This is a genomic window from Hydrogenophaga sp. T66 (assembly GCF_057219855.1).
Window position 1 is genome coordinate 1,642,636 of the sequence record NZ_JBXVVX010000001.1, and the last position, 22,061, is coordinate 1,664,696.

General features: G+C 68.9%; 20 protein-coding genes and 2 tRNA genes. 6 read left to right on the forward strand and 16 right to left on the reverse strand.

Going from position 1 to position 22,061, the window contains the following annotated elements; translation table 11 throughout:
- Positions 1-4: 4 nt before the first annotated feature.
- From ispC to rpsB, 7 genes are all read right to left on the reverse strand, one after another.
- Entirely contained in the window at positions 5-1,186 is a 1,182-nt protein-coding gene (gene ispC, locus AC2D80_RS07545; protein WP_484632659.1) for a 1-deoxy-D-xylulose-5-phosphate reductoisomerase, read from the reverse strand.
- An 8-nt stretch (positions 1,187-1,194) separates the two neighbouring features.
- Positions 1,195-2,028, reverse strand: a complete 834-nt coding sequence (locus tag AC2D80_RS07550) for a phosphatidate cytidylyltransferase (protein WP_484632357.1) — start codon at positions 2,026-2,028, stop codon at positions 1,195-1,197.
- Complete coding sequence (uppS, locus tag AC2D80_RS07555; RefSeq protein WP_484632358.1) at positions 2,021-2,782, reverse strand: polyprenyl diphosphate synthase; 762 nt, start codon at positions 2,780-2,782, stop codon at positions 2,021-2,023. Before uppS ends, AC2D80_RS07550 begins: the two co-directional genes overlap by 8 nt.
- 21 nt (positions 2,783-2,803) lie before the next feature.
- Positions 2,804-3,364: a ribosome recycling factor gene (gene frr / locus AC2D80_RS07560; RefSeq protein WP_484632359.1), complete on the reverse strand. Its 561-nt coding sequence runs from the start codon at positions 3,362-3,364 to the stop codon at positions 2,804-2,806.
- A 34-nt stretch (positions 3,365-3,398) separates the two neighbouring features.
- Positions 3,399-4,109 (reverse strand): UMP kinase, encoded by a 711-nt coding sequence (gene pyrH / locus AC2D80_RS07565; RefSeq protein ID WP_484632360.1) that lies wholly within the window; start codon positions 4,107-4,109, stop codon positions 3,399-3,401.
- A 145-nt stretch (positions 4,110-4,254) separates the two neighbouring features.
- The gene (gene tsf / locus AC2D80_RS07570; RefSeq protein WP_484632361.1) at positions 4,255-5,142 is read right to left on the reverse strand and encodes a translation elongation factor Ts; all 888 of its coding nucleotides are present in this window, start codon (positions 5,140-5,142) and stop codon (positions 4,255-4,257) included.
- Positions 5,143-5,283: 141 nt separating this feature from the next.
- Positions 5,284-6,039 (reverse strand): 30S ribosomal protein S2, encoded by a 756-nt coding sequence (gene rpsB, locus AC2D80_RS07575; protein ID WP_484632362.1) that lies wholly within the window; start codon positions 6,037-6,039, stop codon positions 5,284-5,286.
- Positions 6,040-6,367: 328 nt separating this feature from the next.
- On the opposite strand from rpsB, the gene AC2D80_RS07580 reads away from it, so the two are divergent.
- Both AC2D80_RS07580 and AC2D80_RS07585 read left to right on the forward strand, forming a co-directional pair.
- Complete coding sequence (locus AC2D80_RS07580) at positions 6,368-7,591, forward strand: FAD-dependent oxidoreductase (protein WP_484632363.1); 1,224 nt, start codon at positions 6,368-6,370, stop codon at positions 7,589-7,591.
- Between the two features lie 30 nt (positions 7,592-7,621).
- On the forward strand, positions 7,622-9,184 hold the full coding sequence (locus AC2D80_RS07585; protein WP_484632364.1) for an NAD(P)H-hydrate dehydratase: 1,563 nt from the start codon (positions 7,622-7,624) through the stop codon (positions 9,182-9,184).
- 21 nt (positions 9,185-9,205) lie between these two features.
- Here the strand turns inward: AC2D80_RS07585 and AC2D80_RS07590 are convergent, their stop codons facing one another.
- Together AC2D80_RS07590 and rnr are read right to left on the reverse strand one after the other, a co-directional pair.
- Positions 9,206-9,745 carry a YggT family protein gene (locus tag AC2D80_RS07590; RefSeq protein ID WP_484632365.1) on the reverse strand — a complete coding sequence of 180 codons (540 nt, stop codon included), beginning with the start codon at positions 9,743-9,745 and terminating at the stop codon, positions 9,206-9,208.
- Between the two features lie 11 nt (positions 9,746-9,756).
- The gene (gene rnr / locus AC2D80_RS07595; protein ID WP_484632366.1) at positions 9,757-12,012 is read right to left on the reverse strand and encodes a ribonuclease R; all 2,256 of its coding nucleotides are present in this window, start codon (positions 12,010-12,012) and stop codon (positions 9,757-9,759) included.
- Positions 12,013-12,060: 48 nt separating this feature from the next.
- Between rnr and AC2D80_RS07600 the strand changes: the two genes are divergently transcribed.
- A tRNA-Leu gene (locus AC2D80_RS07600) sits at positions 12,061-12,145 on the forward strand.
- A 151-nt stretch (positions 12,146-12,296) separates the two neighbouring features.
- On the opposite strand, the gene rimO is transcribed toward AC2D80_RS07600, so the two are convergent.
- The 5 genes from rimO to AC2D80_RS07625 all read right to left on the reverse strand — a co-directional run bounded on the left by rimO (position 12,297) and on the right by AC2D80_RS07625 (position 17,695).
- Entirely contained in the window at positions 12,297-13,682 is a 1,386-nt protein-coding gene (gene rimO / locus AC2D80_RS07605; RefSeq protein WP_484632367.1) for a 30S ribosomal protein S12 methylthiotransferase RimO, read from the reverse strand.
- A gap of 37 nt (positions 13,683-13,719) precedes the next feature.
- Positions 13,720-14,259, reverse strand: coding sequence for a polyhydroxyalkanoate synthesis repressor PhaR (phaR, locus tag AC2D80_RS07610; protein WP_484632368.1), 540 nt, complete (start codon positions 14,257-14,259; stop codon positions 13,720-13,722).
- A 175-nt stretch (positions 14,260-14,434) separates the two neighbouring features.
- A tRNA-Val gene (locus AC2D80_RS07615) sits at positions 14,435-14,511 on the reverse strand.
- 42 nt (positions 14,512-14,553) lie between these two features.
- The gene (locus AC2D80_RS07620; RefSeq protein WP_484632369.1) at positions 14,554-16,773 is read right to left on the reverse strand and encodes a RelA/SpoT family protein; all 2,220 of its coding nucleotides are present in this window, start codon (positions 16,771-16,773) and stop codon (positions 14,554-14,556) included.
- Between the two features lie 7 nt (positions 16,774-16,780).
- The gene (locus AC2D80_RS07625; protein WP_484632370.1) at positions 16,781-17,695 is read right to left on the reverse strand and encodes an alpha/beta fold hydrolase; all 915 of its coding nucleotides are present in this window, start codon (positions 17,693-17,695) and stop codon (positions 16,781-16,783) included.
- 90 nt (positions 17,696-17,785) lie between these two features.
- On the opposite strand from AC2D80_RS07625, the gene AC2D80_RS07630 reads away from it, so the two are divergent.
- Positions 17,786-18,556, forward strand: a complete 771-nt coding sequence (locus AC2D80_RS07630) for a 3-hydroxybutyrate dehydrogenase (RefSeq protein ID WP_484632371.1) — start codon at positions 17,786-17,788, stop codon at positions 18,554-18,556.
- A 42-nt stretch (positions 18,557-18,598) separates the two neighbouring features.
- Here AC2D80_RS07630 and AC2D80_RS07635 read toward each other — a convergent pair whose 3' ends face one another.
- Both AC2D80_RS07635 and AC2D80_RS07640 read right to left on the reverse strand, forming a co-directional pair.
- Positions 18,599-19,351, reverse strand: coding sequence for an SIMPL domain-containing protein (locus AC2D80_RS07635; protein WP_484632660.1), 753 nt, complete (start codon positions 19,349-19,351; stop codon positions 18,599-18,601).
- A gap of 111 nt (positions 19,352-19,462) precedes the next feature.
- Positions 19,463-19,750, reverse strand: coding sequence for a hypothetical protein (locus AC2D80_RS07640; RefSeq protein WP_484632372.1), 288 nt, complete (start codon positions 19,748-19,750; stop codon positions 19,463-19,465).
- Between the two features lie 167 nt (positions 19,751-19,917).
- Here AC2D80_RS07640 and ompR point away from each other — a divergent pair, with 167 nt between their 5' ends.
- Positions 19,918-20,649: an osmolarity response regulator transcription factor OmpR gene (ompR, locus tag AC2D80_RS07645; protein WP_484632373.1), complete on the forward strand. Its 732-nt coding sequence runs from the start codon at positions 19,918-19,920 to the stop codon at positions 20,647-20,649.
- Positions 20,650-20,653: 4 nt separating this feature from the next.
- On the forward strand, positions 20,654-22,057 hold the full coding sequence (locus AC2D80_RS07650) for a sensor histidine kinase (RefSeq protein ID WP_484632374.1): 1,404 nt from the start codon (positions 20,654-20,656) through the stop codon (positions 22,055-22,057).
- Positions 22,058-22,061 lie beyond the last annotated feature (4 nt).

Consider the following 22,061-nt stretch of genomic DNA (forward strand, 5'->3'; position numbering starts at 1 on the left):
GGCCTCAGAGGGTGAACCGGTCAACCTCGCGCTGCGCGGCGGCGCGGGCGAGGGTGTCGATGGCGAGCAAGTCATCAAGCGACCCCGGTTTGGACGGCACCACGGCCGCCAAAGTTGCATCGTTGACCGCATGGATCCGATCAAAGCGCAGCCGCCCTTCCAGGAAGGCCGCCACCGCCACCTCATTGGCCGCGTTGAGCACGGCGGTGGTGCCCGCCGGTGCCCGCAGCGCCTGCCAGGCCAAGGGCAGCCCGGGGAATCGGCGCTCGTCGGCCGGCTCAAATGTCAATGCCTTGAGGGTGGCGAAGTCCAGGGGGGCCGCCCCCGACGCGATGCGTTCCGGCCACGCCAGGCCATAGGCGATCGGCACCCGCATGTCGGGCGTGCCAAGCTGGGCAACGATGGAGGTGTCGGTGTATTGCACCATCGAATGGATCACGCTCTGCGGGTGAATGACCACCTCGATGCGCTCTGGGGGCAGACCGAACAGGTACCGCGCCTCGATGACCTCCAGGGCTTTGTTCATCATCGTCGCCGAATCCACCGAGATCTTGCGTCCCATCACCCAGTTCGGGTGCGCGCAGGCCTCATCGGGCGACACGCTGGACAAGGTGGCCGGGTCGCGGGTGCGGAAGGGGCCGCCCGAGGCGGTCAGCACGATCTTCGCCACACGCCGATCCCAGCTGGCCGGGTCTTCGGGGAGCGACTGGAACACGGCCGAGTGCTCGCTGTCGATGGGCAGGAGCGTGGCGCCGCCTTCGCGAACCGCCTGCAGGAAGAGCTCCCCGCCGACCACCAGGGCTTCCTTGTTGGCCAGCAGGAGTTTTTTGCCTGCGCGGGCGGCAGCCAGGCTGGGCGCCAGCCCGGCGGCGCCCACGATGGCGGCCATGACCGCATCAACTTCCGGCGCGGCGCTGACCTCGCACAGCGCGGCCTCGCCCGCGCGCACCTCGGTGTCAAGGCCCGCGTCGCGAACGCCAGCGTGCAGGCGCTCGGCCGCGGCGGCATCGGCCATCACGGCCACGCGCGGCCGGAAGCGGCGGCACAGCGCCAGCATCGCATCATCCTGACGCGCTGCGGTGAGCGCGTGCACCTGGTAGCGGTCCGGGTGTCGCGCGATGACGTCCAGCGTGCTGGTGCCGATGGAGCCCGTGGCGCCAAGAATGGTGATGTGTTGCACGTGCAGGTACCCGATCAGAAAGTGGCCAGCATCATCGCCAGCGGCAACACCGGCAGCAGTGCGTCCACGCGATCCAGAACGCCGCCGTGCCCCGGCAGCAGGCCACTGGAATCCTTCACGCCAGCGGCGCGCTTGACCAGAGACTCGACCAGGTCCCCGGCCACGCTCATCGCCGTGAGCACCAGCAATCCCGCGGCCGCGGCGAGCGGGCCCAGCGCCCACAGCCTGCTGTAAAGACTGGTGCCGTCACTCCAGCCCGCGCGGTCGGCCCACAACCACGCCGCGGCAAGCACCACCACGCCAATGGCCCCGCTCACCGCGCCCTCCCAGCTTTTGCCGGGACTGATCGACGGCGCGAGCTTGCGACGGCCGAAGGTCTTGCCGCCGAAATAGGCGGCGATGTCGGCCATCCACACCAGCAGCAACACGGACAACAGGAAAGTCAGCCCCAGCTGCCGGGCCTGCACCAGCGCCAGCCACGCCGCAGCAAGCAAGACCAGCCCGGCGGCCAGGCGCACGGCGCTGGGCCAGCGCGACCAGCCGCCCACGCCACGGCGCAGCATCACCAGCGCCAGCAAGATCCACAGCATGCCCACCGCCAGCCACAAAGGCCGCCAGCCCAGTGACAGGCCACCGGCCGCCCACAAGGCGGCCAGGGCCGCGCCCAGCGCCAGACCCGTCCCGCGCGCCACGCCCTCTGGGCAACCGTTCAGCCGGGCCCACTCCCAGCCGGCTGCCACGATCAGCACCAGTCCAACCAGGGCGAAGGGGGCAACGTCGGGGTAAAACAGGGCCGGCAAAAACACGGCCAGCAGGAGCACGGCCGTGATGACCCGCTGCTTAAGCATGTCGGTCCGGGCTCTCGGCCGCCACCGCATCGGCCGCGGCCAGTTGCTCGCGGGTGAGGCCAAAACGGCGCTCGCGCTGCGCGTACGCGGCCAGCGCCCGGTCCAGCTCGGCGGCGTCAAAGTCGGGCCAGAGGCAATCGGTGAAATAGAACTCGGTGTACGCGGCCTGCCACAGCAGGAAATTGCTGATGCGCAGCTCACCCCCGGTGCGGATCAGCAGGTCGGGGTCGGGCACGTGAGCGAGGGCCAGTTCGCCAGCCAGCGCCGACTCGGTGATCTCGCGCCCCTGGCTGGCCAGCCGCTGCGCTGCCTGGACCACGTCCCAACGGCCGCCGTAGTTGAAACACACATTGAGCACCAGACGGTCGTGCTGCGCGGTCGCGCGTTCGGCCGCTTCCAAGCCCTGCACCACCCGCGGCGACAGCCCCTGCCGGTCGCCCGGAAAACGAAGGCGCACGCCGTTTTCGCTGAGGCTGGGCACCTCGCGCGACAGTGCCATGCTCAGCAATTCCATCAGACTGGACACCTCGTCCACCGGACGACTCCAGTTCTCCGAGGAGAACGCAAACACGGTCAGCACGCCCACGCGGCGCTCGATGCAGGCCTTGACCACGCGCCGCAGCGCCTCCACCCCCTGCCGGTGGCCCGCCACCCGGGGCATCCAGCGCTTCTGGGCCCAGCGCCCGTTGCCATCCATCACGATGGCCACGTGGTGCGGCACGGCGAGCGAGGCGTCGTCGAGGCGGCGGTTCATGGGGTGGTGCCGGTGCGGGCCTCAGACGGCCATGATGTCCTGTTCCTTGGACGTGACCAGCCGGTCGACTTCACCGATCATGCGGTCGGTCAGCTTCTGGATGTCTTCGGTGGCGCGGCGCTCGTCGTCTTCCGACGCCTCCTTGTCCTTCACCAGCTTTTTGACCGCCTCGTTGGCGTCGCGGCGCAGGTTGCGGATGGCCACTTTGGCGGCCTCACCCTCGCCTTTGACCACCTTGGTCAGCTCGCGGCGGCGCTCTTCGGTCATCGGCGGCATCGGCACGCGGATCAGGTCGCCCTGGCTGGCCGGGTTCAGGCCCAGGTCAGATTCGCGAATGGCCTTCTCGATCTTGGGGCCCATGCCCTTCTCCCAGGGAGCCACGCCGATGGTACGGGCGTCGAGCAGGCTGAGGTTGGCGACCTGGGACAGCGGCAGCATCGAGCCGTAGTACTCGACATGCACGGTATCCAGCAACTGCGGATTGGCGCGACCGGTGCGCACCTTGGTCAGGCTGTTCTTGAACGCTTCGATCGACTGCTGCATCTTGTGCTCGGCGGTCTTTCGGATGTCGGCGATGGTCATGGAATCTCCTGGAACGCGGGCTCGGGCGGTGGATTCAGACGTGGACCAGGGTGCCTTCGTCGGCCCCCATCACCACCGCCTTGAGCGCGCCGGGCTTGAAAATCGAAAACACCTTGATCGGCAGCTTCTGGTCGCGGCACAGGGCGAACGCGGTCGCGTCCATGACCTGCAGGTTGCGCGCCATGGCTTCATCGAAAGAGATCGTGGCATAGCGGGTGGCCGACTTGTCCTTGTTGGGGTCGGCGGTGTACACGCCGTCCACCTTGGTGGCCTTCAACACGATCTCTGCCCCAATTTCGGCACCCCGCAGCGCGGCCGCCGTGTCGGTGGTGAAAAACGGGTTGCCGGTGCCGGCGGCGAACACCACCACCTTGCCCTCTTCGAGGTACTGCAGCGCCTTCGGGCGCACGTAGGGCTCAACCACTTGGTCGATCGCGATCGCCGACATGACGCGGGCGGTCAGGCCGGCCTTGTTCATCGTGTCGGCCAGCGCCAGCGAATTCATCACCGTGGCCAGCATGCCCATGTAATCGGCGGTGGCGCGGTCCATCCCGACCGAGCCGCCCGCCACGCCGCGGAAGATGTTGCCGCCGCCGATCACCACCGCCACCTGAACGCCCAGCCGCGTCACCTCGGCCACCTCATCGACCATGCGCACGATGGTGGCGCGGTTGATGCCGAAGGCGTCGTCGCCCATCAGGGCTTCACCGGAGAGTTTGAGCAGGATGCGTTGATAGGCGGGCATGGGCGTCGGGCGGAGGGCGCCGGCGGGGCGCGACAAGATGGAAGTGTAGCGGCGGCACCGGGGTTGTCGGTGTGCGGCGCCGCATGCGACAACGGGCCTTGCGGCCCGTTGGATGGTCGGATGGCTGGCGGTGCCAGCCCGGCCGTCAGGCGCCTTTGGCGGCAGCCACCTGGGCAGCCACTTCGGCGGCAAAATCGTCGACCTTCTTCTCAATGCCCTCGCCCACCACGTACAGGGTGAAGCCCTTCACGGTGGTGCCAGCGGCCTTGAGCATCTGCTCGACGGTCTGCTTGTCGTTTTTCACGAACGGCTGGTTGAACAGAGACACCTCCTTGAGGTACTTCTGCACCGAACCTTCGATCATCTTGGCGGCGATGTCGGCAGGCTTGCCGGACTCGGCGGCCTTGGCGGTGGCGACCGAACGCTCTTTCTCGATCAGGTCGGCCGGCACATCGGCGCTGGTGAGCGCCACGGGCTTCATGGCCGCCACGTGCATCGCCACGTCCTTGGCCGCCACGTCGTCGCCGTCGAATTCGACGACCACGCCGATGCGGGTGCCGTGCAGGTAAGCGGCCAGCTTGCCACCCCCGCTGTAGCGCTTGAACCGGCGGAAGGACATGTTCTCGCCGATCTTGCCAATCAGGCCCTTGCGCACGTCTTCCAGGGTCGGGCCAAAGCCATCCTGCTCATAGGCCAGCGCACCCAGCGCAGCCACGTCGGCCGGGTTGTGCTGCGCCGCCAGGCGAGCGGCGGCGCCGGCCAGGGCCAGGAAGCTGTCGTTCTTGGTGACGAAGTCGGTCTCGCAGTTGACCTCGATGAGCGCACCGGTCGTGCCATCGATGTGCGCGGCGATCACGCCTTCGGCCGTGACACGGCTGGCGGCCTTGCCCGCCTTGGTACCGAGCTTGACGCGCAGCAGCTCTTCCGCCTTGGCCATGTCGCCGTCGGCCTCGGTCAGGGCTTTCTTGCACTCCATCATGGGGGCGTCGGTCTTGGCGCGCAGTTCGGCGACCATGCTTGCGGTAATTGCCATGGGATCTCTCCTGTGAGGGGCTGCGCGGGTGGCGCAGCGCACCGGAATGGTGGGTGGGGTTCGTAAAGGGACGGGTCAGGACCGCGGCGCGCTTGTGAAAAGGGGGCCTCGCGAGCCCCCTGTGCCAGCGCGTTCGGGCGATCAGGCGGCGCTGTCTTCCTGGACTTCGACGAATTCGTCGGCGCCTTCGGATGCGGCAGCCTTGACCACGTCGGACACGGCGTTGGCGCGACCTTCGAGGATCGCGTCGGCGATGCCGCGGGCGTAGAGGGCGACCGCGCGGGCGGAGTCGTCGTTGCCCGGGATCACGTAGTCGATGCCGACCGGCGAGTGGTTGGTGTCAACCACGCCCACCAGCGGAATGCCCAGCTTCTGCGCTTCGAGCACGGCGATTTTGTGGAAGCCCACGTCGACGACGAAGATGGCATCGGGCAGCGCGGTCATGTCCTGAATGCCGCCGATGTCCTTTTCCAGCTTTTCCATCTCGCGGTTGAACATGAGCTGCTCTTTCTTGCTCATGCTGTCCAGACCGGCTTCTTTCTGAGCCTGCATGTCCTTCAGGCGCTTGATGGAGGTCTTGACCGTCTTGAAGTTGGTCAGCATGCCGCCGAGCCAACGCTGGTCCACGAAAGGCACGCCGGCACGGCGGGCTTCCTGGGCCACGATGTCGCGCGACTGGCGCTTGGTGCCGACCATCAGGATGGTGCCGCGGTTGGCGGAGAGCTGACGCACAAACTTCTGCGCCTCGTGGAACATCGGCAACGTCTTTTCGAGGTTGACGATGTGGATCTTGTTGCGATGGCCGAAGATGAACGGGGCCATCTTGGGGTTCCAGAAGCGGGTCTGGTGGCCAAAGTGGACACCGGCTTCCAGCATTTCGCGCATGGAGATCGACATGGGATTTCTTTCCAAAGGTTGTGTCTAAAATCCAGCCCCGATCGAGAACGACAGACCCTGAGGCCCTCGTTGCACCGACACCCGGATGGGCTGGTTTGCGGATCGTCGCGCCGAGGCTCCATGCCCCGACGCAGCGTACTTTCCACAGATCACCACGGTGTGTTCCGCGGCGGCTTTGTGCAAAGCCCGTCGAGTATAGCATCCACCGCCCGCCTCGAGCCTCCAACCACACGCCCTCCGCGGCGCGAACCGCGCGCCTCCGCCCCACCGTGCTCCTGCCGCCGCCCTTCCACGCCGCCCTCCCCGTCGCCTCGCCCGGAGCCGTCCGATGAGAGTGGCCGTGATCGGCGCGGGCGCGGCGGGCGTGGCCACGGCCTGGACCCTGGGCAACGACGGCCACGAGGTGACGGTGCTGGAAGCCCGGGGCACGGTGGCGGAGGCCGGCAGTTTTGCCGCGGCCGGGCTGATCGCGCCCGGCTGGAACGCCGACTGGACCGGCGCGGCGGGGCGGTGGACGCCGCGCTGGGCCGCGCTGGGCGCCGGCTTGCAGGTGGGCAGCGCCTGGCCCCGGCCCGGCGACTGGGGCTGGCTGTGGCGCCACCGCGGCCAGCGCTGCCCCGCTCGCGCCCTTGATCTGCAGACCCTCAACAGTGCGCTGGCGGCCGAACTCAACGACGCGCTGGCGCTGGAACACGACCGCACGGCCGGCCTGCTGGTGCTGTTGCGCACAGGCCCCAGCGCGGCGGAGGCCGCCCCCGCGGTGGACGCGCTCCGACAGGCGGGCGTGACGGTGCGCGAGCTGACGCCGGACCAGGCCCGCGCGATCGAACCCGCGCTCTGCCCCGACACCCCGCTGCACGGCGCGCTGCAGCTCGCTGGTGACGCCATCAACGGCCGCGAGTGGGCGATCTGCCTGCGCCAGCGCGCCCAGGCTTCGGGCGTGCGCTGGCGCTTCGGCGAGCCGGTTCGCGGGTTGCGCCAGGACGGCACGGGCTGGACGGTGGACACGCCGGCGTCCCCCGCCGAGCGTTTTGACGCGGTCATCGTGTGCGCTGGCGAGACCGCCGGCGCCCTGCTCAAGCCGCTCGGCCTGGCGCTGCCGCAGCGCGTGGTCGCGGCCCACAGCGTGAGCGCCGCGGTGCGGGAGCCGCTGGACGCGCCGTTGTCCGCGGTGATCGACGCCCGCCACGGCGTGTCGATCGCCCGGGTGGGCCAGCGCGTGCGGGTGGCCGGGGGCGCGCGGCTGGGTGGAGCCCGCTGCCCTCGCACGCTGCAGCGGCTCTACGGGGTCCTCACCGACTGGTTCCCCGGCGCGGCGAAGCTGTCGCGCGGCTCGGGACTGCAGGAATGGCACGGCATGCAGGCCTGGGTGCCGGACGGCCGCCCCGTGATCGGCGGCACGCGGCTGCCCGGGCTGTACCTGCATGCCGCGGGCGCCGATGCGGGGTGGTCCACCGCCCTGGCGGGGGCACGCCTGCTGGGCGAGGCCCTGGCCGGTCGCCCGGCGCCGATCGACCCCACGCCCTACGCGCCAGCCCGCCTGGGTCTTTGACGCCTGCCGCGGCGGTGGTGAAATCGGGTCGTGAGCAACACCCCGCCGACCACCCTGCCCCATCCCATCGCCCACGAAAGCCCCGCGTCCGGCCTGCGCCGGGTTGTGCCAACGCACCGCGAACCGCTGTACCGGGCCAACACCAGCCGCCGCATCGAGCAGGCTGCCGCGGCCCGCCAACCCCAGCCGCCACTGATGGAGCGCGCCGGCACCGCCGTGGCTCGACTGGCGGCGGCCTGGGCGCCGCATGCGCGAGAGATCTGGGTGGCCTGCGGCCCCGGCAACAACGGCGGCGACGGCCTCGTGGCGGCGCGATGGCTGCACGCGCGGGGCCGTGCGACGGTGCGCGTGTGGATGACCAGTCCTCCTCAAGCCTTGCCGCCTGACGCGCGCGGCGCCTGGGAAGCGGCAGTTGCGGCTGGCGTGGCCTTCACGACCGAAGGCCCGGCGCCCGGGGCGCTGGTGATTGACGCCCTGCTCGGCCTGGGCGTGTCGCGCGCGCCCACCGGCGAGCTGGCTCAAGCGCTGGCGCGCGTGCAGGACCACATGGGGCCGGTGCTGTGCGTCGACCTGCCGAGCGGCCTGCACCCCGACAGCGGCACGGCTTGGCTGCCGGAACGCCTGCCCGCCGGACCGCGGGCCACGATCGCGCTGCTGTCGCTCAAGCCCGGACTGTTCACCGGCCGAGGGCGCGACCTGTGCGGCGAGGTGTGGTTCGACGACCTGGGCGTGAGCGAGCCGGGATTCGACGCCGATGCGCATTGGGGCGGGCACACACCCACCGGCGCCGGCAAACACGGCCACCCGCACGCGGGCCACAAGGGCCGCTATGGCGATGTGATCGTGCTGGGCGGCGAGTCGGTGGCGGTGCGCGGCGCCGGCATGACCGGGGCCGCGCTGCTGGCGGCGCGCGCCGCGCTGCACGCCGGGGCCGGCCGCGTGTTGGCGGGCCTGCTCGGGCCGGTCTCGGCCCAGCCGGGCTGGGATCCGGGCTGTTTGGCGCTGATGCTGCGCACGCCGCAGCGTCTGTGCGAACCCGAGGCACTGCGCGATGCCGCGGTCGTTCTGGGCTGCGGCGGGGGCGAGTCGGTGGCGCCGCTCCTGGCGCCCTGCATCGCCCACGCGGGCGCGCTCGTGCTCGACGCCGACGCGCTCAACGCGCTGGCGCGGGAGCCTGCTGCGTGGGCGGCGCTGCGGTCCCGCCGCGGCCCGACGGTGTTGACGCCGCATCCGCTGGAGGCCGCGCGCCTGCTCGGCACCGACACCGCCCGGGTGATGGACGACCGGCTCGCCGCCGCGCAGGCCTTGAGCGAGCGAAGCGGGGCCATCGTGGTGCTCAAGGGATCGGGCACGGTGGTGGCGGCTCCCGGCGTCGCGCCGTGGATCAACGCGACGGGCAACGCCAGCCTGGCGACCGGGGGGACCGGTGACGTGTTGGCGGGAGCCGTGGGCGCAGCGCTCGCCGTGCCGGACCGGGATCCGCTGGAGGCCACCCGTCGGGCGGTCACCGCACACGGCGCCGCCGCCGACGCGTGGAGCGGGCCGGGCGGGCTCACCGCCGATGCGTTGGCGGCCCGACTGACAGCCCCGTGATGCGCGCCCGCTGCGGCGGGGTCAACCGATGAGCATCAAGCCGACCTGCAGCGCCACGATCAGCAGCAACACCGACAGGTCCACGCCCCCCACCGGCGGCACGAGCCGGCGGATCGGTCGCACCAGCGGGCCCACCAGGCGGTCGAGCGTGCCCATCACCGGCGACTGGGGTTGCACCCAGCTCAGGATGGCGTAGACGAGCAGCAGCAGAGACAGCCCCTGAAGCACCGAGCGGGCAAGAAACTGCAAGGCCAGGGCGAGCATCAGGCCGGGCGAATGCACCGCCACATCCCACCCCGACATCACCAGCAGCGCCAGCGCCGCGTACACCTGACACAGCACCACCGCCGCCAGCAGGCTTCCCCAGTCCACCCGGCTGCGTCCCAGGCCGCCGGGCAACACGCGGCGCAACGGCTTGACCAGCCAGTCGGTCACCGCCATCACAAACCGCCCCGGCTGCACCGACATGTGCAGCTTGATGTGGTTCATCCACGCCCGCAGCAAGGCACAGGCCACGAGGATGAAGAACAGCGTCTGCAACAAAAACAACAGGACTTGCACGCTCAATCCCCTCAACGACGGCTTTTGCGCGGCTTCGGGGCGCCCGCTCGTGCGGCCTTGCCCTTCTTGCCGGCGGCCTGCCGGACTGCCGCCTTCAGATCGCCACCCGCGCCCGCCGCTGCGCGCGATGCGCCCGCTTCCTTGCGGCCCTTGTCCTTGCGCTCGCGGGTGCCGCCGGCATCACCGCCCGCCTTCTCGCGCAGCGCCCGGGCCACGAGGTCGTCATCGCCCGTCACCAGGCGGAAATCGATCCGCCGCCCATCCAGGTCAACCCGGCTGACCTGAACCTGTACCCGAGACCCCAGCGCGTAGCGGATGCCGGTGCGCTCGCCGCGCAGCTCCTGGCGCGCTTCGTCGAAGCGGAAGTACTCGCCACCCAGCTCCGTGATGTGGACCAGTCCCTCGACATACATCGCGTCGAGCGTGACGAACAGGCCAAAACTGGTGACCGACGACACCACGCCGCTGAACTCCTCGCCGAGGTGCTCCCGCATGTATTTGCACTTCAGCCAGGCCTCCACGTCGCGGCTCGCTTCGTCCGCCCGGCGCTCGTTGGCACTGCAATGCAAGCCCGCCGCCTGCCAAGCCAGGGTGTCGGCCGAGGGCTTGCGCACGGGTTTGTCGGTGGGCGGCTTCACGCGACTGGCCAGCCGCTTGCTGAGCTTGGCGTGGGCTTCGCCCGGCGTGGGCAGCGCGGGCAGCTCGTAGCGCTCGCGGCGCAGGATGGCCTTGATCACGCGGTGGACCAGCAGGTCGGGGTAGCGGCGGATGGGGCTCGTGAAGTGGGTGTAGGCCTGAAACGCGAGTCCGAAGTGACCCTGGTTGATCGGCGTGTAAATGGCCTGCGACATCGAGCGCAGCAGCATCGTGTGGATCTGCTGAGACTCGGGACGGTCGGCCGTGGCCTGAGCAATCTGCTGAAACTCGCGCGGGTGCGGCGCGTCACTCACGCCCTGGTTCACACCCATCGCCTTGAGGTAGTTGCGCAGCACCTCCAGCTTCTCCGGCGTCGGACCTTCGTGCACGCGAAACAGACCCGTGTGCTTGCCCTGCTCGATGAACTCGGCCGAACACACGTTCGCCGCCAGCATGGCTTCCTCGATCAGCTTGTGCGCGTCGTTGCGCGTGCGCGGGACGATCCGCTCGATCCGCCCGGATTCGTCGCAGACGATCTGCGTCTCGGTGGTTTCAAAGTCCACCGCGCCGCGGGTGTTGCGCGCCGCGAGCAGCGCCCGGTACACGTCGTGCAGATTCAGCAGGTGGGGCACCAGCGCGCGCCGGGCCTGGGCCTCGGGACCGCGGGTGTTTTGCAACACGGCTGCCACCTCCGTGTAGGTGAAGCGCGCGTGGCTGAACATCACCGCCGGATAGAACTGGTACGCGTGAATCTCGCCCTTGGCGTTGATCAGCATGTCGCACACCATGCACAGCCGCTCCACCCCGGGATTGAGCGAGCACAGCCCGTTGGACAACTTCTCCGGCAGCATCGGGATCACCCGGCGGGGAAAGTAGACCGAGGTCGCCCGGTCGTACGCGTCCACGTCGATGGGGGAGCCGGTCTGCACATAGTGGCTCACGTCGGCGATCGCGACCAGCAATCGCCAGCCCTTCGCGCGGCCCACGCGGGCTGGCTCGCAATAGACCGCATCGTCAAAGTCGCGGGCGTCCTCTCCGTCGATCGTCACCAGCGGCACGTCGCGCAGGTCCACGCGGTGCACCAGGTCGCCGTCGCGCACGGTGTCGGGCAAGGCGCGGGCCTGGGCCAGGGCTGCATCGGAAAACTGGTGGGGCACGCCGTATTTGCGCACCGCGATCTCGATCTCCATGCCCGGGTCATCGATCTCGCCCAGCACCTCCTTGACCCGCCCGACGGGTTGACCGTACAGCGCCGGCGGTTCCGTCAGTTCCACCACCACGACCTGGCCGGGCCTGGCCGTGCCCGTGGCGCCCTTGGGAATCAGAACATCCTGGCCATAGCGCTTGTCTTCCGGGGCCACCAGCCAGACGCCGCCTTCGTGCAGCAATCGGCCGATGATGGGCGCATCCGAGCGCTCAAGAATTTCGGTGACGCGACCTTCCGGCCGGCCTTTGCGGTCCAGCCGCACCACGCGGACCTTCACGCGGTCCTTGTGCAGCACCGCGCGCATCTCGTTGGAGGGGAGGTAAATGTCGGCTTGTCCGTCGTCGCGGATCACAAAGCCATGGCCGTCGCGGTGGCCGGAGACGACACCTTCGATCTCGGCCAGGAGGCTGCTTTTTTCGTTCACTGTTGAGAGGTCCGTTTTTTGCTGCTATACTAGCGGTCTTCCTGAGATGCCCAGGTGGCGGAATTGGTAGACGCACTAGTTTCAGGTACTAGCGCCGAGAGGCGTGGAGGTTCGAGTCCTCTCTTGGGCACCACCAATCATAAGAGCCTGCAGATCCCGGTCTGCAGGCTTTTTGCTTTGTGCGTGAGCCCGCGCTTCGATGCATGGGCCGCCCGTCACGCGACGGCCGTCACGCACTGGCGCAGAACTGGCGCCAACGATCGACCGCGCGCAGACCGGGGCAGTCAAACGGGCACCGCCACCAGATCGTGACCGTCGGCGGCCACGATGCGCGCCTGGGTGAACTCCCCCACCTTCAAGGTCTTGCTGATCTTTTCTGGCGGCAGCAGGCGAACCACACCGTCAATCTCCGGTGCATCGGCGTAGCTGCGGCCCAGGCCGCCCTTTTTGCCCAGCCCTGGCGCACTGTCAACCAACACCTGCATCGTCGCGCCCACGCGTCGCTGCAGCCGCTGCGCCGACACAGCCTCGGCCGCGGCCATGAAGCGCGCCCGCCGCTCTTCGCGCAGTGGCTCCGGAACCGGATTGGCCAGCGCGTTGGCCGCGGCCCCCGCCACCGGCGAGTACGCAAAGCAACCGGCGCGGTCGATACCCGCCTCTCGAACGAAGCCCAGCAGGTGGTCAAACTCGGCCTCGGTCTCCCCGGGGAAACCGGCGATGAAGGTGCTGCGCACCACGATCTCCGGGCACTGCTCGCGCCAGCGCGCGATGCGCTCAAGGTTCTTCTCGCCACTCGCCGGGCGCTTCATGCGCTTGAGCACGTCCGGGTGACTGTGCTGCAGCGGCACATCGAGGTAGGGCAGCACCAGGCCTTCGGCCATCAGGGGAATGATGTCGTCGACGTGGGGGTAGGGATAGACGTAGTGCAGCCGCACCCAGGCGCCGTAGGGCTTGGCCAGCTCCCCCAGGTGGCGCACCAGATCGAAAAGGCGGGTCTTGACCGGCTTCCCATCCCAGAAACCGGTGCGGTACTGGGTGTCCACGCCGTACGCCGACGTGTCCTGGCTGACCACCAGCAATTCCTTCACGCCCGCGTCGAACAATTTGCGCGCCTCGCCCAGCACATCGCCCACCGGGCGGCTGACGAGATCGCCACGCATCGACGGAATGATGCAGAACGTGCAGCGGTGGTTGCAGCCCTCGCTGATCTTCAGGTACGCGTAGTGCCGCGGCGTGAGCTTGATGCCCTGCGGCGGCACGAGGTCCACAAAAGGATCGTGGGGCTTGGGCAGGTGCTGATGCACCGCCTCCATCACCTCGTGGGTGGCATGCGGCCCCGTCACGGCCAACACGCTGGGATGCATCTGCCGCACCAGATTGCCGCCGCCATCGGCCTCCCGGGCCCCGAGGCAACCGGTGACGATGACCTTCCCATTCTCAGCCAGCGCCTCGCCGATGGTGTCCAGACTTTCGCGGACCGCGTCATCGATAAAGCCGCAGGTGTTGACGATCACCAGGTCAGCGCCGGCGAAGGACTTGGAGGTCTCGTAGCCTTCGGCGCTGAGCTGGGTCAGGATGAGTTCGGAGTCGGTCAGCGCCTTGGGGCAACCCAGGCTGACAAAGCCGACCTTGGGCGCGATGCCCCCCGAAGAAACAGTAGATTCGCTCATGGGCCCGATTGTCTCAGAGGCCCGGCGCTGAGACGGTTCAGCGCTTGATGCCCAGCGCCGCAAGCATCTGTTCGCTGTTCTTCTGCATCTGCTCTTGCATCTGCGTGAACGCGGTGCGGGATTGCTCCAGATAAGTGCCCATCATGCCCTGCATCAGCGGCGACTGGACATTCATGAACTGCTTCCAGGCCTCGGGCGTGAGGGTGGTGGACTGCTCCGCCATCTTGCGCTGCAGGTCCATGAAAATCTGGACGTTCTTTTCCAGGTACGAGCCCATGAAGTCCTGCATCGCGTGGCCGTAGAAGCGGATGATGTTCGCCAGCACCTGCTCGGTGAAGATCGGCGCACCGGCGGTTTCTTCCTCGAGGATGATCTGAAGCAGGATGCTGCGCGTCAGGTCTTCGTTGGTTTTGGCATCCCGCACCACGAACGGCTCGTTGTCCATGACGAGCGACTTCACCTCGGCCAGCGTGATGTACGACGACGTGTCGGTGTCGTACAGCCGACGGTTGGGGTACTTCTTGATCACCCGCACCGCGTCGCGCGCGCTGCCGGCCTCAGCCTTCGATTTCTGCACAGGGATTCTTTCCGGAGAGCGAAAACACGCGGGCCGACGAATTCAGCCGCTGGCCGGATTGTAGGAACCGACCTGCAAGCACCGGCCATGGTTTTCCCTGTGCACCAACCGGGTGACACGCCGGAACGGCCGAAAAAACAAAACCCCGCCGGGTCCCGACGGGGTTTTATCGTGTTGGTAGGCGCGATTGGACTCGAACCAACGACCCCCACCATGTCAAGGTGGTGCTCTAACCAGCTGAGCTACGCGCCTGAGTCTGTTCGAAGCCCTGCAGTATAGCAGACGGCAGCGGCCCTACTTTCGACGCACCGCCCGCACGCCGGCCACATCGCCCACCACCGCCATCGCGCGTGCCACCTGCCGCGCATCGCTGACCTCAATGGTGAAGGTCATCCAGGCGATCCCGCGCACGGTCTGGGTCTGCACGCCGATCACATTCATCTTTTCGCGCGCGAAGACGTCGGAGATGTCGCGCAGCAGGCCTTGCCGGTCGGCGGCCTCGATCGCCACGTCGACCGGAAACACCGGCAGCTTGCCATCGCGGCCCGGCGCGGGTGCTCCGCCCCACTCCACGTCGATCACACGGTCTGGCGACTTGTGGCGCAGGTGCAGAAAGTCGGTGCAGTCGGCGCGGTGCACGCTCACACCTTTGCCGCGGGTGACAAAACCGCCAATCTCGTCCGGCGGGGCCGGCTTGCAGCATTTCGCCAGCTGCGTCATGAGCGAGGCCACGCCCACCACAAGGACGCGCCCGTCACCGGCGTCGCGCCGGGTGGGTCGGCGCGCCACCGGCGGCGGCACATCATCGGCCACCGGCTCGGCCGGTCTCAACACCGTCTCGATGGCGCGCAGGGACAGCTCGTCCTTGCCGACCTGTTCAAACAACTCCTGCGCCGAGTTCAGGCCCAGGCGCTGGGCCAGTTCGTCGAATTTGAGTGCGGTCTTGCCCTCGCGCTGCAGCAGCTTCTCCACCGCCTCGCGCCCGCGCGCCAGCGTTTCCTGCAGGGCCTGGGCGTTGAACCACGCGCGCACCTTGGCCTTGGCCCGGTGACTGACCAGGTAACCCAGCTCTGGGTTGAGCCAGTCGCGCGACGGACCGCCTTCCTTGGCCGCGGTGATTTCCACGGTCTGGCCGTTCTGCAGAGGCGTGTTGAGGGTGACCATGGCGCCATCGACGCGCGCGCCGCGGCAGCGGTGGCCGAGGTCCGTGTGCAGCGTGTAGGCGAAATCGACCGCGGTCGCGCCGCGTGGCAGCTCGACGATGGCGGCATTGGGCGTGAGCACGTAGATGCGGTCATCGAACAAGCCTTCGGCCGCGCCCGTGAGATCGCTCTGCCACGCCAGCAGCTGCCGCAGGACGGCGATCTTGGCGTCGTACTCGCTGGTGGCTGAGACGCCCGCGTAACCCTTCGCTCCCGCTTCCTTGTACGCCCAGTGCGCCGCGACGCCATGTTCGGCGTGGTCGTGCATGGCCTGGGTGCGGATCTGGATCTCAAATGCCCTGCCCTGGTCGTCGCGCACCACCGTGTGCAGCGACTGGTAACCGTTGGGTTTGGGCCGCGCAATGTAGTCGTCAAACTCGTCCGGAACGGGCATGTACTGGGCGTGCACGTGCGCCAGCACCGCGTAGCAGTCGTCCACCCGCGGCACGATCACGCGCAGCGCGCGGATATCGAACACCCGCTCGAAATCGAGCGATTTGCCGCGCATCTTTTTGACGATGCTGTAGATGTGCTTCGGTCGGCCCTGCACCGACACGGCGATCCCCTGCTGCACCAGCGCGGCCTGCAGCTGCTGGCGCACCTGCTCGACGTGGGCCTCGCGCTCGGCCCGCTTTTCGTCAAGCAGGCGAGCCACCTCCTTGTAGGTCTGCGGTTCGAGGAAGCGGAACGCGAGGTCTTCCATTTCCCACTTGATCTGCCAGATGCCCAGCCGGTTGGCCAGCGGCGCGAACACGGTGAGTGACTCTCGGGCCAGCGCCATGTCGGGCTCGCCTTTGATGGCGGCGTGATAACGCAGCGTCTGCAGGCGGGAGGCCAGGCGGAGCATGACCACGCGCATGTCGCGCGAGAACGCCAGCAGCATCTTGCGCACGTTCTCGTTCTGGTCAGCGGCGGCGGGGCTCCCCGCCGCCATCTGGGCCGCCCGCTGGCGCGCCTGGCGCTGCAGCTGGACGAGCTTGGTCGTCTCCACGGCGAGCGCCGCGTAACTCTCGCCGAAGGCCTTGGCGATCACCTCCTGCGGCCGGTTGAGGTGCTGGCAGGCATAGACCAGGTAAGTGGCGGCCTGCATGGCTTCGGAGCCGCCGATGTCTTGCAGGATGCGGGCCACCGCGTCGGCGTGGGCCAGGGTGTTCTCGCCGGTGTCGAGCTGTTCGCTTGCCAACAGCGGCTCGGCGAAAGCCCGGGCGCGCGCCAGCGCCTGGGCCTGCTCCGGCAGGTCGTGCGCGGTGGCGACGACGATGGCCGACGCCAAGCGTTCTTCGGGCACGCCCGATGCGGCCGCGCGCTTCATGCCGGTGTCACGCTTCGAGAAAATCGCGCACCGCGGCCACCTGGTCTGGCGCCACGAGCGTGGGTGCGTGACCCACGCCGGCGAAGGTGACCACCCGCGGACACGGCCCGCGGCGCGCCATCTCGGCGGCGGTCTCGGCACTCAGCAGATCCGATTCAGCGCCGCGCAGCAGCAGCGTCGGGGTTCGGATCGCGTCAAACAGCGCCCACAGCGCCGCCTCATTGGCCTCGGCCACCTGGCGCGCGGCGCCCTCGTCCATTTGCGCTAGGCCCCGGAAGGCCACCGCAATGGCCGGGTCGTAATGCAGGCCCCAACGCTCCCCGCGCGGCCGCAGCATCGGCAGCGACAGTGCGCGCCATGCCTCCGGCGAGTGCGGACCGAAGCCGGCAGAAATGGCGGCAAGGTAGTCGATCGCGTCGCGCTGGCTGTCGAACAGCGGGTCGAGCCCGACGTAGCTGCCGATGCGGCGCAAGGCCTCGAAGCGCAGCACCGGCCCGACGTCGTTGAGCACCAGCCGGCGCAGGCCGGTGTCCGGCTGTGCCGCGAGCGCGATGCCGATCAGGCCACCCATGCTGGTGCCCACCCAATCGATCTGCGCCCCGGGCTGGGCGGCGCGCAGTTCAGCGAGCAAGGTGAGCAGGTCGACGGCATACGTCGGCACCTGATAGGCGGACGGATCGGCCAACCAGTCGCTCTCACCGCGGCCGGCCACGTCCACAGCCACCACGCGGGCCCGCGAGCGCAGGCCCCGGGCCAGCACATCGAAGTCGCGTCCCTGACGGGACAAGCCGTGCACACAGACCACGATGCGCGAACTGGCCGGATCAAGGCTGGGCCAATCCCACCAGGCCAGGCGGCGCGGCGCGCCGGATGCGGCCGCGGGGCCGGGCACGAGGGTGTGTCGTAGGGTGGGTTCGGTCATGGCGGTCAGGTGGATGCCAGCGTGGCGCGTCGATAATCGCCCCCGTCTCGCACCCGAGTCGAGCAGATCGTAATGGAACTGGAGTTGCCCATGCTTGCCCACAAAACCGCCCTCGTCACCGGCTCCACCAGCGGCATCGGCCTTGGCATCGCCAAGGCCCTGGCGCGTCAGGGGGCGAACATCGTGCTCAACGGATTCGGCGAGGTGGATGCGGCGCGCGCCGAGATCGAGGCGCTGGGCGTGAAGGTCGCCTACCACGGCGCCGACATGAGCAAGCCGGCCGACATCGAGGCCATGATGGCCTTTGCCGCACAAACCTTCGGGCGCGTCGACGTGCTGGTCAACAACGCCGGCATCCAACATGTCTCGCCCATCGAGGCGTTCCCGGTCGAGCGCTGGGACGCGATCATCGCCATCAACCTGACCAGCGCCTTCCATACCACGCGCCTGGCGCTGCCGGCCATGAAGGCCGCCAACTGGGGACGCATCATCAACGTCGCTTCGGTGCACGGGCTGGTGGCGTCGGCGGAGAAGTCGGCCTACGTCGCGGCGAAACACGGCATCGTCGGACTGACCAAGGTCACGGCGCTGGAGACCGCCACCACCGGCGTGACGTGCAACGCCATCTGCCCGGGCTGGGTGCTGACGCCGCTCGTGCAGAAGCAGGTCGATGCCAAGGCCGCGGCGCTGGGCGTGTCCAACGACGAGGCCAAGCGCCGGTTGCTGGGCGAAAAGGAACCTTCGATGCAGTTCACCACGCCCGAAGAACTGGGTGAACTGGCCGTGTTCTTCTGCTCGCCCGCGGGCAACAACGTGCGCGGCGTGGCCTGGAACATGGACGGCGGCTGGGCCGCGCAGTAACACCGGCGGAGCGGCCCGGTAGCCCGGTGGCCGGGTGGCGGGTCAGCGCAACTGGACCGCGCCGGACACGGTCACGCTGACCGAGGCGGTACCGGCCTCCAGCGGCAGCGGTGCATCGGCCATGGCGGCCTTGGCCTCCAGCGCAAGCGCTCTGGCCATCACCGGGCGCGGTGCCTCGTCGGCGCTGCTGATCGTGACCTCGCGCAGCGTGTAGCCCCCAAAGCCGAAGGCTTGCGCCACCTCGCCAGCGCGGGCCTTGAACCGCTCGATCGCCTGCGCCTGCACCTCACTCTCCAGCCGCCGGCGCGCTTCCCGCGACAGGGAGAACGCGGTCTGCTGCACCGCCAGCGTGCTCAGCCGGCCCGCCAGCGTGCCCAGCCGGGCGGTGTCGCGCCCTTCCAGAATCAGTTCGGCCGTGCCCTGCCAGCCCTGGATGCGGCCATCGCGGCCGTGGCGCGGGTAGAGGCCGAAGGCCCCGGTGCGCACCTCCACCTGCCCGGGTTGCGCCGCCGCGCGCGCCGTGGCCAGCGCCGCGTCCAGCGCGGTCTTGAGCTGCGCCTGCACGGTCGCGGCGTCTGGCCCCTCGCGGACCGTGCCCAGTCGGATGGTCAGCCAGTCTTGCGGCGCCTCCACCAGCCCCGAAGCCGACAGGGAGACCACGTTCACCGGTGGCGGTGCCGTCTGGGCCAGGACTGGCGTGGATAGACCCGAGACCGCTGCGGCCAGGGACAACACAGCGGAAAGCGCCGCAAGGCGCCAGCGTGGGAAAAAAGTCGGCAGACGGGTGGAGATCATGGGCAGGGGTGAGGGCAGGTTCAAGCGGAGATGGGAACGGTGTGGCGCGGCGCCAGTCGCCTCAGCGCCGCCTTTCGCGTGGCCGCGGGGCAGAGGCGCCGAGAAGCGCCGTCAGGGCTGGGCTGGCCGCGCGGGGCGGTCGGATGCGCCACGCACCTGCTCCCGCAGGCGCTGACGCTCCTGCGGCGCCAGTCGCCAGCCGGCGTGGCCTTCGGCTTCGCCGAGCGGCTGTCGCAGCACGTCGCGCAGGCGGGGGGCCGCCGCGGCTCGCGGCTCCGGCACGTCGCCGGCCCGCGGCATCACCGGCACGCCCGCGGCAGCGCCGAGCGACACGTCGCCGGCATGGGTGCTCACGGCGGTGGCGGCCGCCGTCGCGCAAAGCACATATCGAAGATTCATGCCCGCATCTTCGGCGATGAACGCGTTTCTGTGTGACCCGTTCTGTGAAGCGGCGTCCCGCACCGGAAACATCTGTAACCGGCTGTCAGAAAACCAAAAATCCAGGCGTGACAAGCACTTGCGACAGCCACAATCCGCGTTGTTACATTTACCGGAGAGTTGCTCCCATGCCACAGACCACGCCCCGACCGAACAAGATCCTGGTTGTCGACGACGACGTGCGCATCCGCGACCTGCTGCGCCGCTACCTCATGCAGGAAGGCTTTGAGGTGATGCTCGCAGAGGATGGCAAGGCGCTCAACCGGGTGCTGCAGCGGGACACGGTGGATCTCATCGTGCTGGATCTGATGATGCCGGGCGAAGACGGGCTGTCGATCTGCCGGCGCCTGCGGGCGGCGGGCGACCGCACGCCGATCATCATGCTCACCGCCAAGAGCGAAGACGTGGACCGCATCGTGGGTCTGGAGGTCGGGGCGGATGATTACCTGGGCAAGCCGTTCAACCCGCGGGAGCTGCTGGCGCGCATCCACGCGGTGCTGCGCCGCCGCCCGCCGACGGAGGTGCCGGGCGCGCCGTCGCAGGACCAGGAGGTGGTGAAGTTCGGCCCGTACGAGTTCGACCTGAGCCTGCGCACCCTGCGCAAGGACGGCCAGGACCTGCCGCTGACGACCGGTGAGTTCGCCATGCTCAAGGCGCTCGTGCGGCATCCGCGCCAGCCGCTGTCGCGCGAAAAGCTCGCCCAGCTGGCGCGTGGCCGGGAATTCGAGCCATTCGACCGCAGCCTGGACGTGCAGGTCTCGCGCCTGCGCAAACTGATCGAGGAAGATGCGGCCTCGCCGCGCTACCTGCAGACGGTGTGGGGGGTGGGCTACGTGTTCGTGCCGGACGGAGCGAACTGAACCCATGCCGATCGATTCGCGCCAGCCTTTCGAGAGCCGCCCCGCGCCGCTGGAAACGGCCCCGGCCCCGCTGGAGGTGCGGCCGGCACGGGGGGTGAGCCTGTTCTGGCGCACCTTCTTTTTCCTGACGCTGCTGCTGATCGGCTGCATCATGGCCTGGCTGCAGACGTTTCGCGCGCTCGAATACGAGCCGCGGGCGCTGCAGGGCGCGCAGCAGCTGGCCTCGCTGGTCAACCTCAGCCGCGCGGCGCTGGTGCACTCCGATGCCATCGCCCGGGTATCGCTGGTCAAGACGCTGGCGGCGGAAGAGGACCTGCGCATTGCCCCGCGGGAACCCACCGACACCCACAAACCCTACGACGCGGACGCGCTGAGCCGCAACATCTCCCAGCGGCTGGTCGCACGGCTCGGACCAGACACCGTGGTGGCGCGCGAAGTCAATGGCACCCCGGGTCTGTGGATTGGTTTCAGCATCGACGGTGACCCCTATTGGCTGCTGACCGACCCGTCGCGCGTGGGGCCGGTGGCGGGCACGACGTGGCTGATCTGGCTGGTCACCGCCGCGCTGCTGTCGCTGGCAGGCGCGGCGCTGATCGCGCGGCTGATCAACCGGCCACTGAAGATGCTGTCGTTTGCGGCCAGCCGCGTGCGCGAGGGCGACTTCAACGCCAGCCAGCTCAGCGAGGCCGTGGCCACCAGCGAAATCCGCGAGGTCAACATCGGCTTCAACCGCATGGCACAGCGGCTGTCCAAGATCGAACAGGACCGCGCGCTGATGCTCGCCGGCATCTCCCACGACCTGCGCACGCCGCTGGCGCGGCTGCGGCTGGAAACCGAGATGAGCGTGGCCGACCCGCAGGCCCGCGAGCACATGGCGGCCGACATCGAGCAGGTCAATGCCATCATCGACAAGTTCCTCGACTACGCACGGCCGGACCACCTCAAGCCGAGCGAGGTGAGCCTCAACCAGGTGATCGAGGCCGCGGTGTTTGCGCTGGGCGACAACGGGCGCGAACACGTGCACCTGAACATCCCGCCCGACCTGCGCGTGATGGGCGATGCGGTGGAGTTGCAGCGTGTGTTTTCCAATCTGCTGGAAAACGCCCAGCGCTATGGGCGCGACCCCGACACAGGTCTGCTGCGCATCGACATTGCCGCCAAGGCCAAGGACGACGCGGTGCTGGTGAAGCTGCGCGACCACGGCCGCGGCGTGCCGCCGGAGCAACTGCCGCAGCTGACCCAGCCGTTCTACCGCGGTGATGCGTCGCGGTCCGACGCCACCGGCACCGGCCTGGGCCTGGCCATCGTGGACCGCGCGATCCTGCGCATGGGCGGGCGCTTTGCGCTGGCCAACAGCAGCACCGGCGGCCTCGCCGCCCACATCAAGCTCGTGCGCGCGCCGGGCTGAGCCG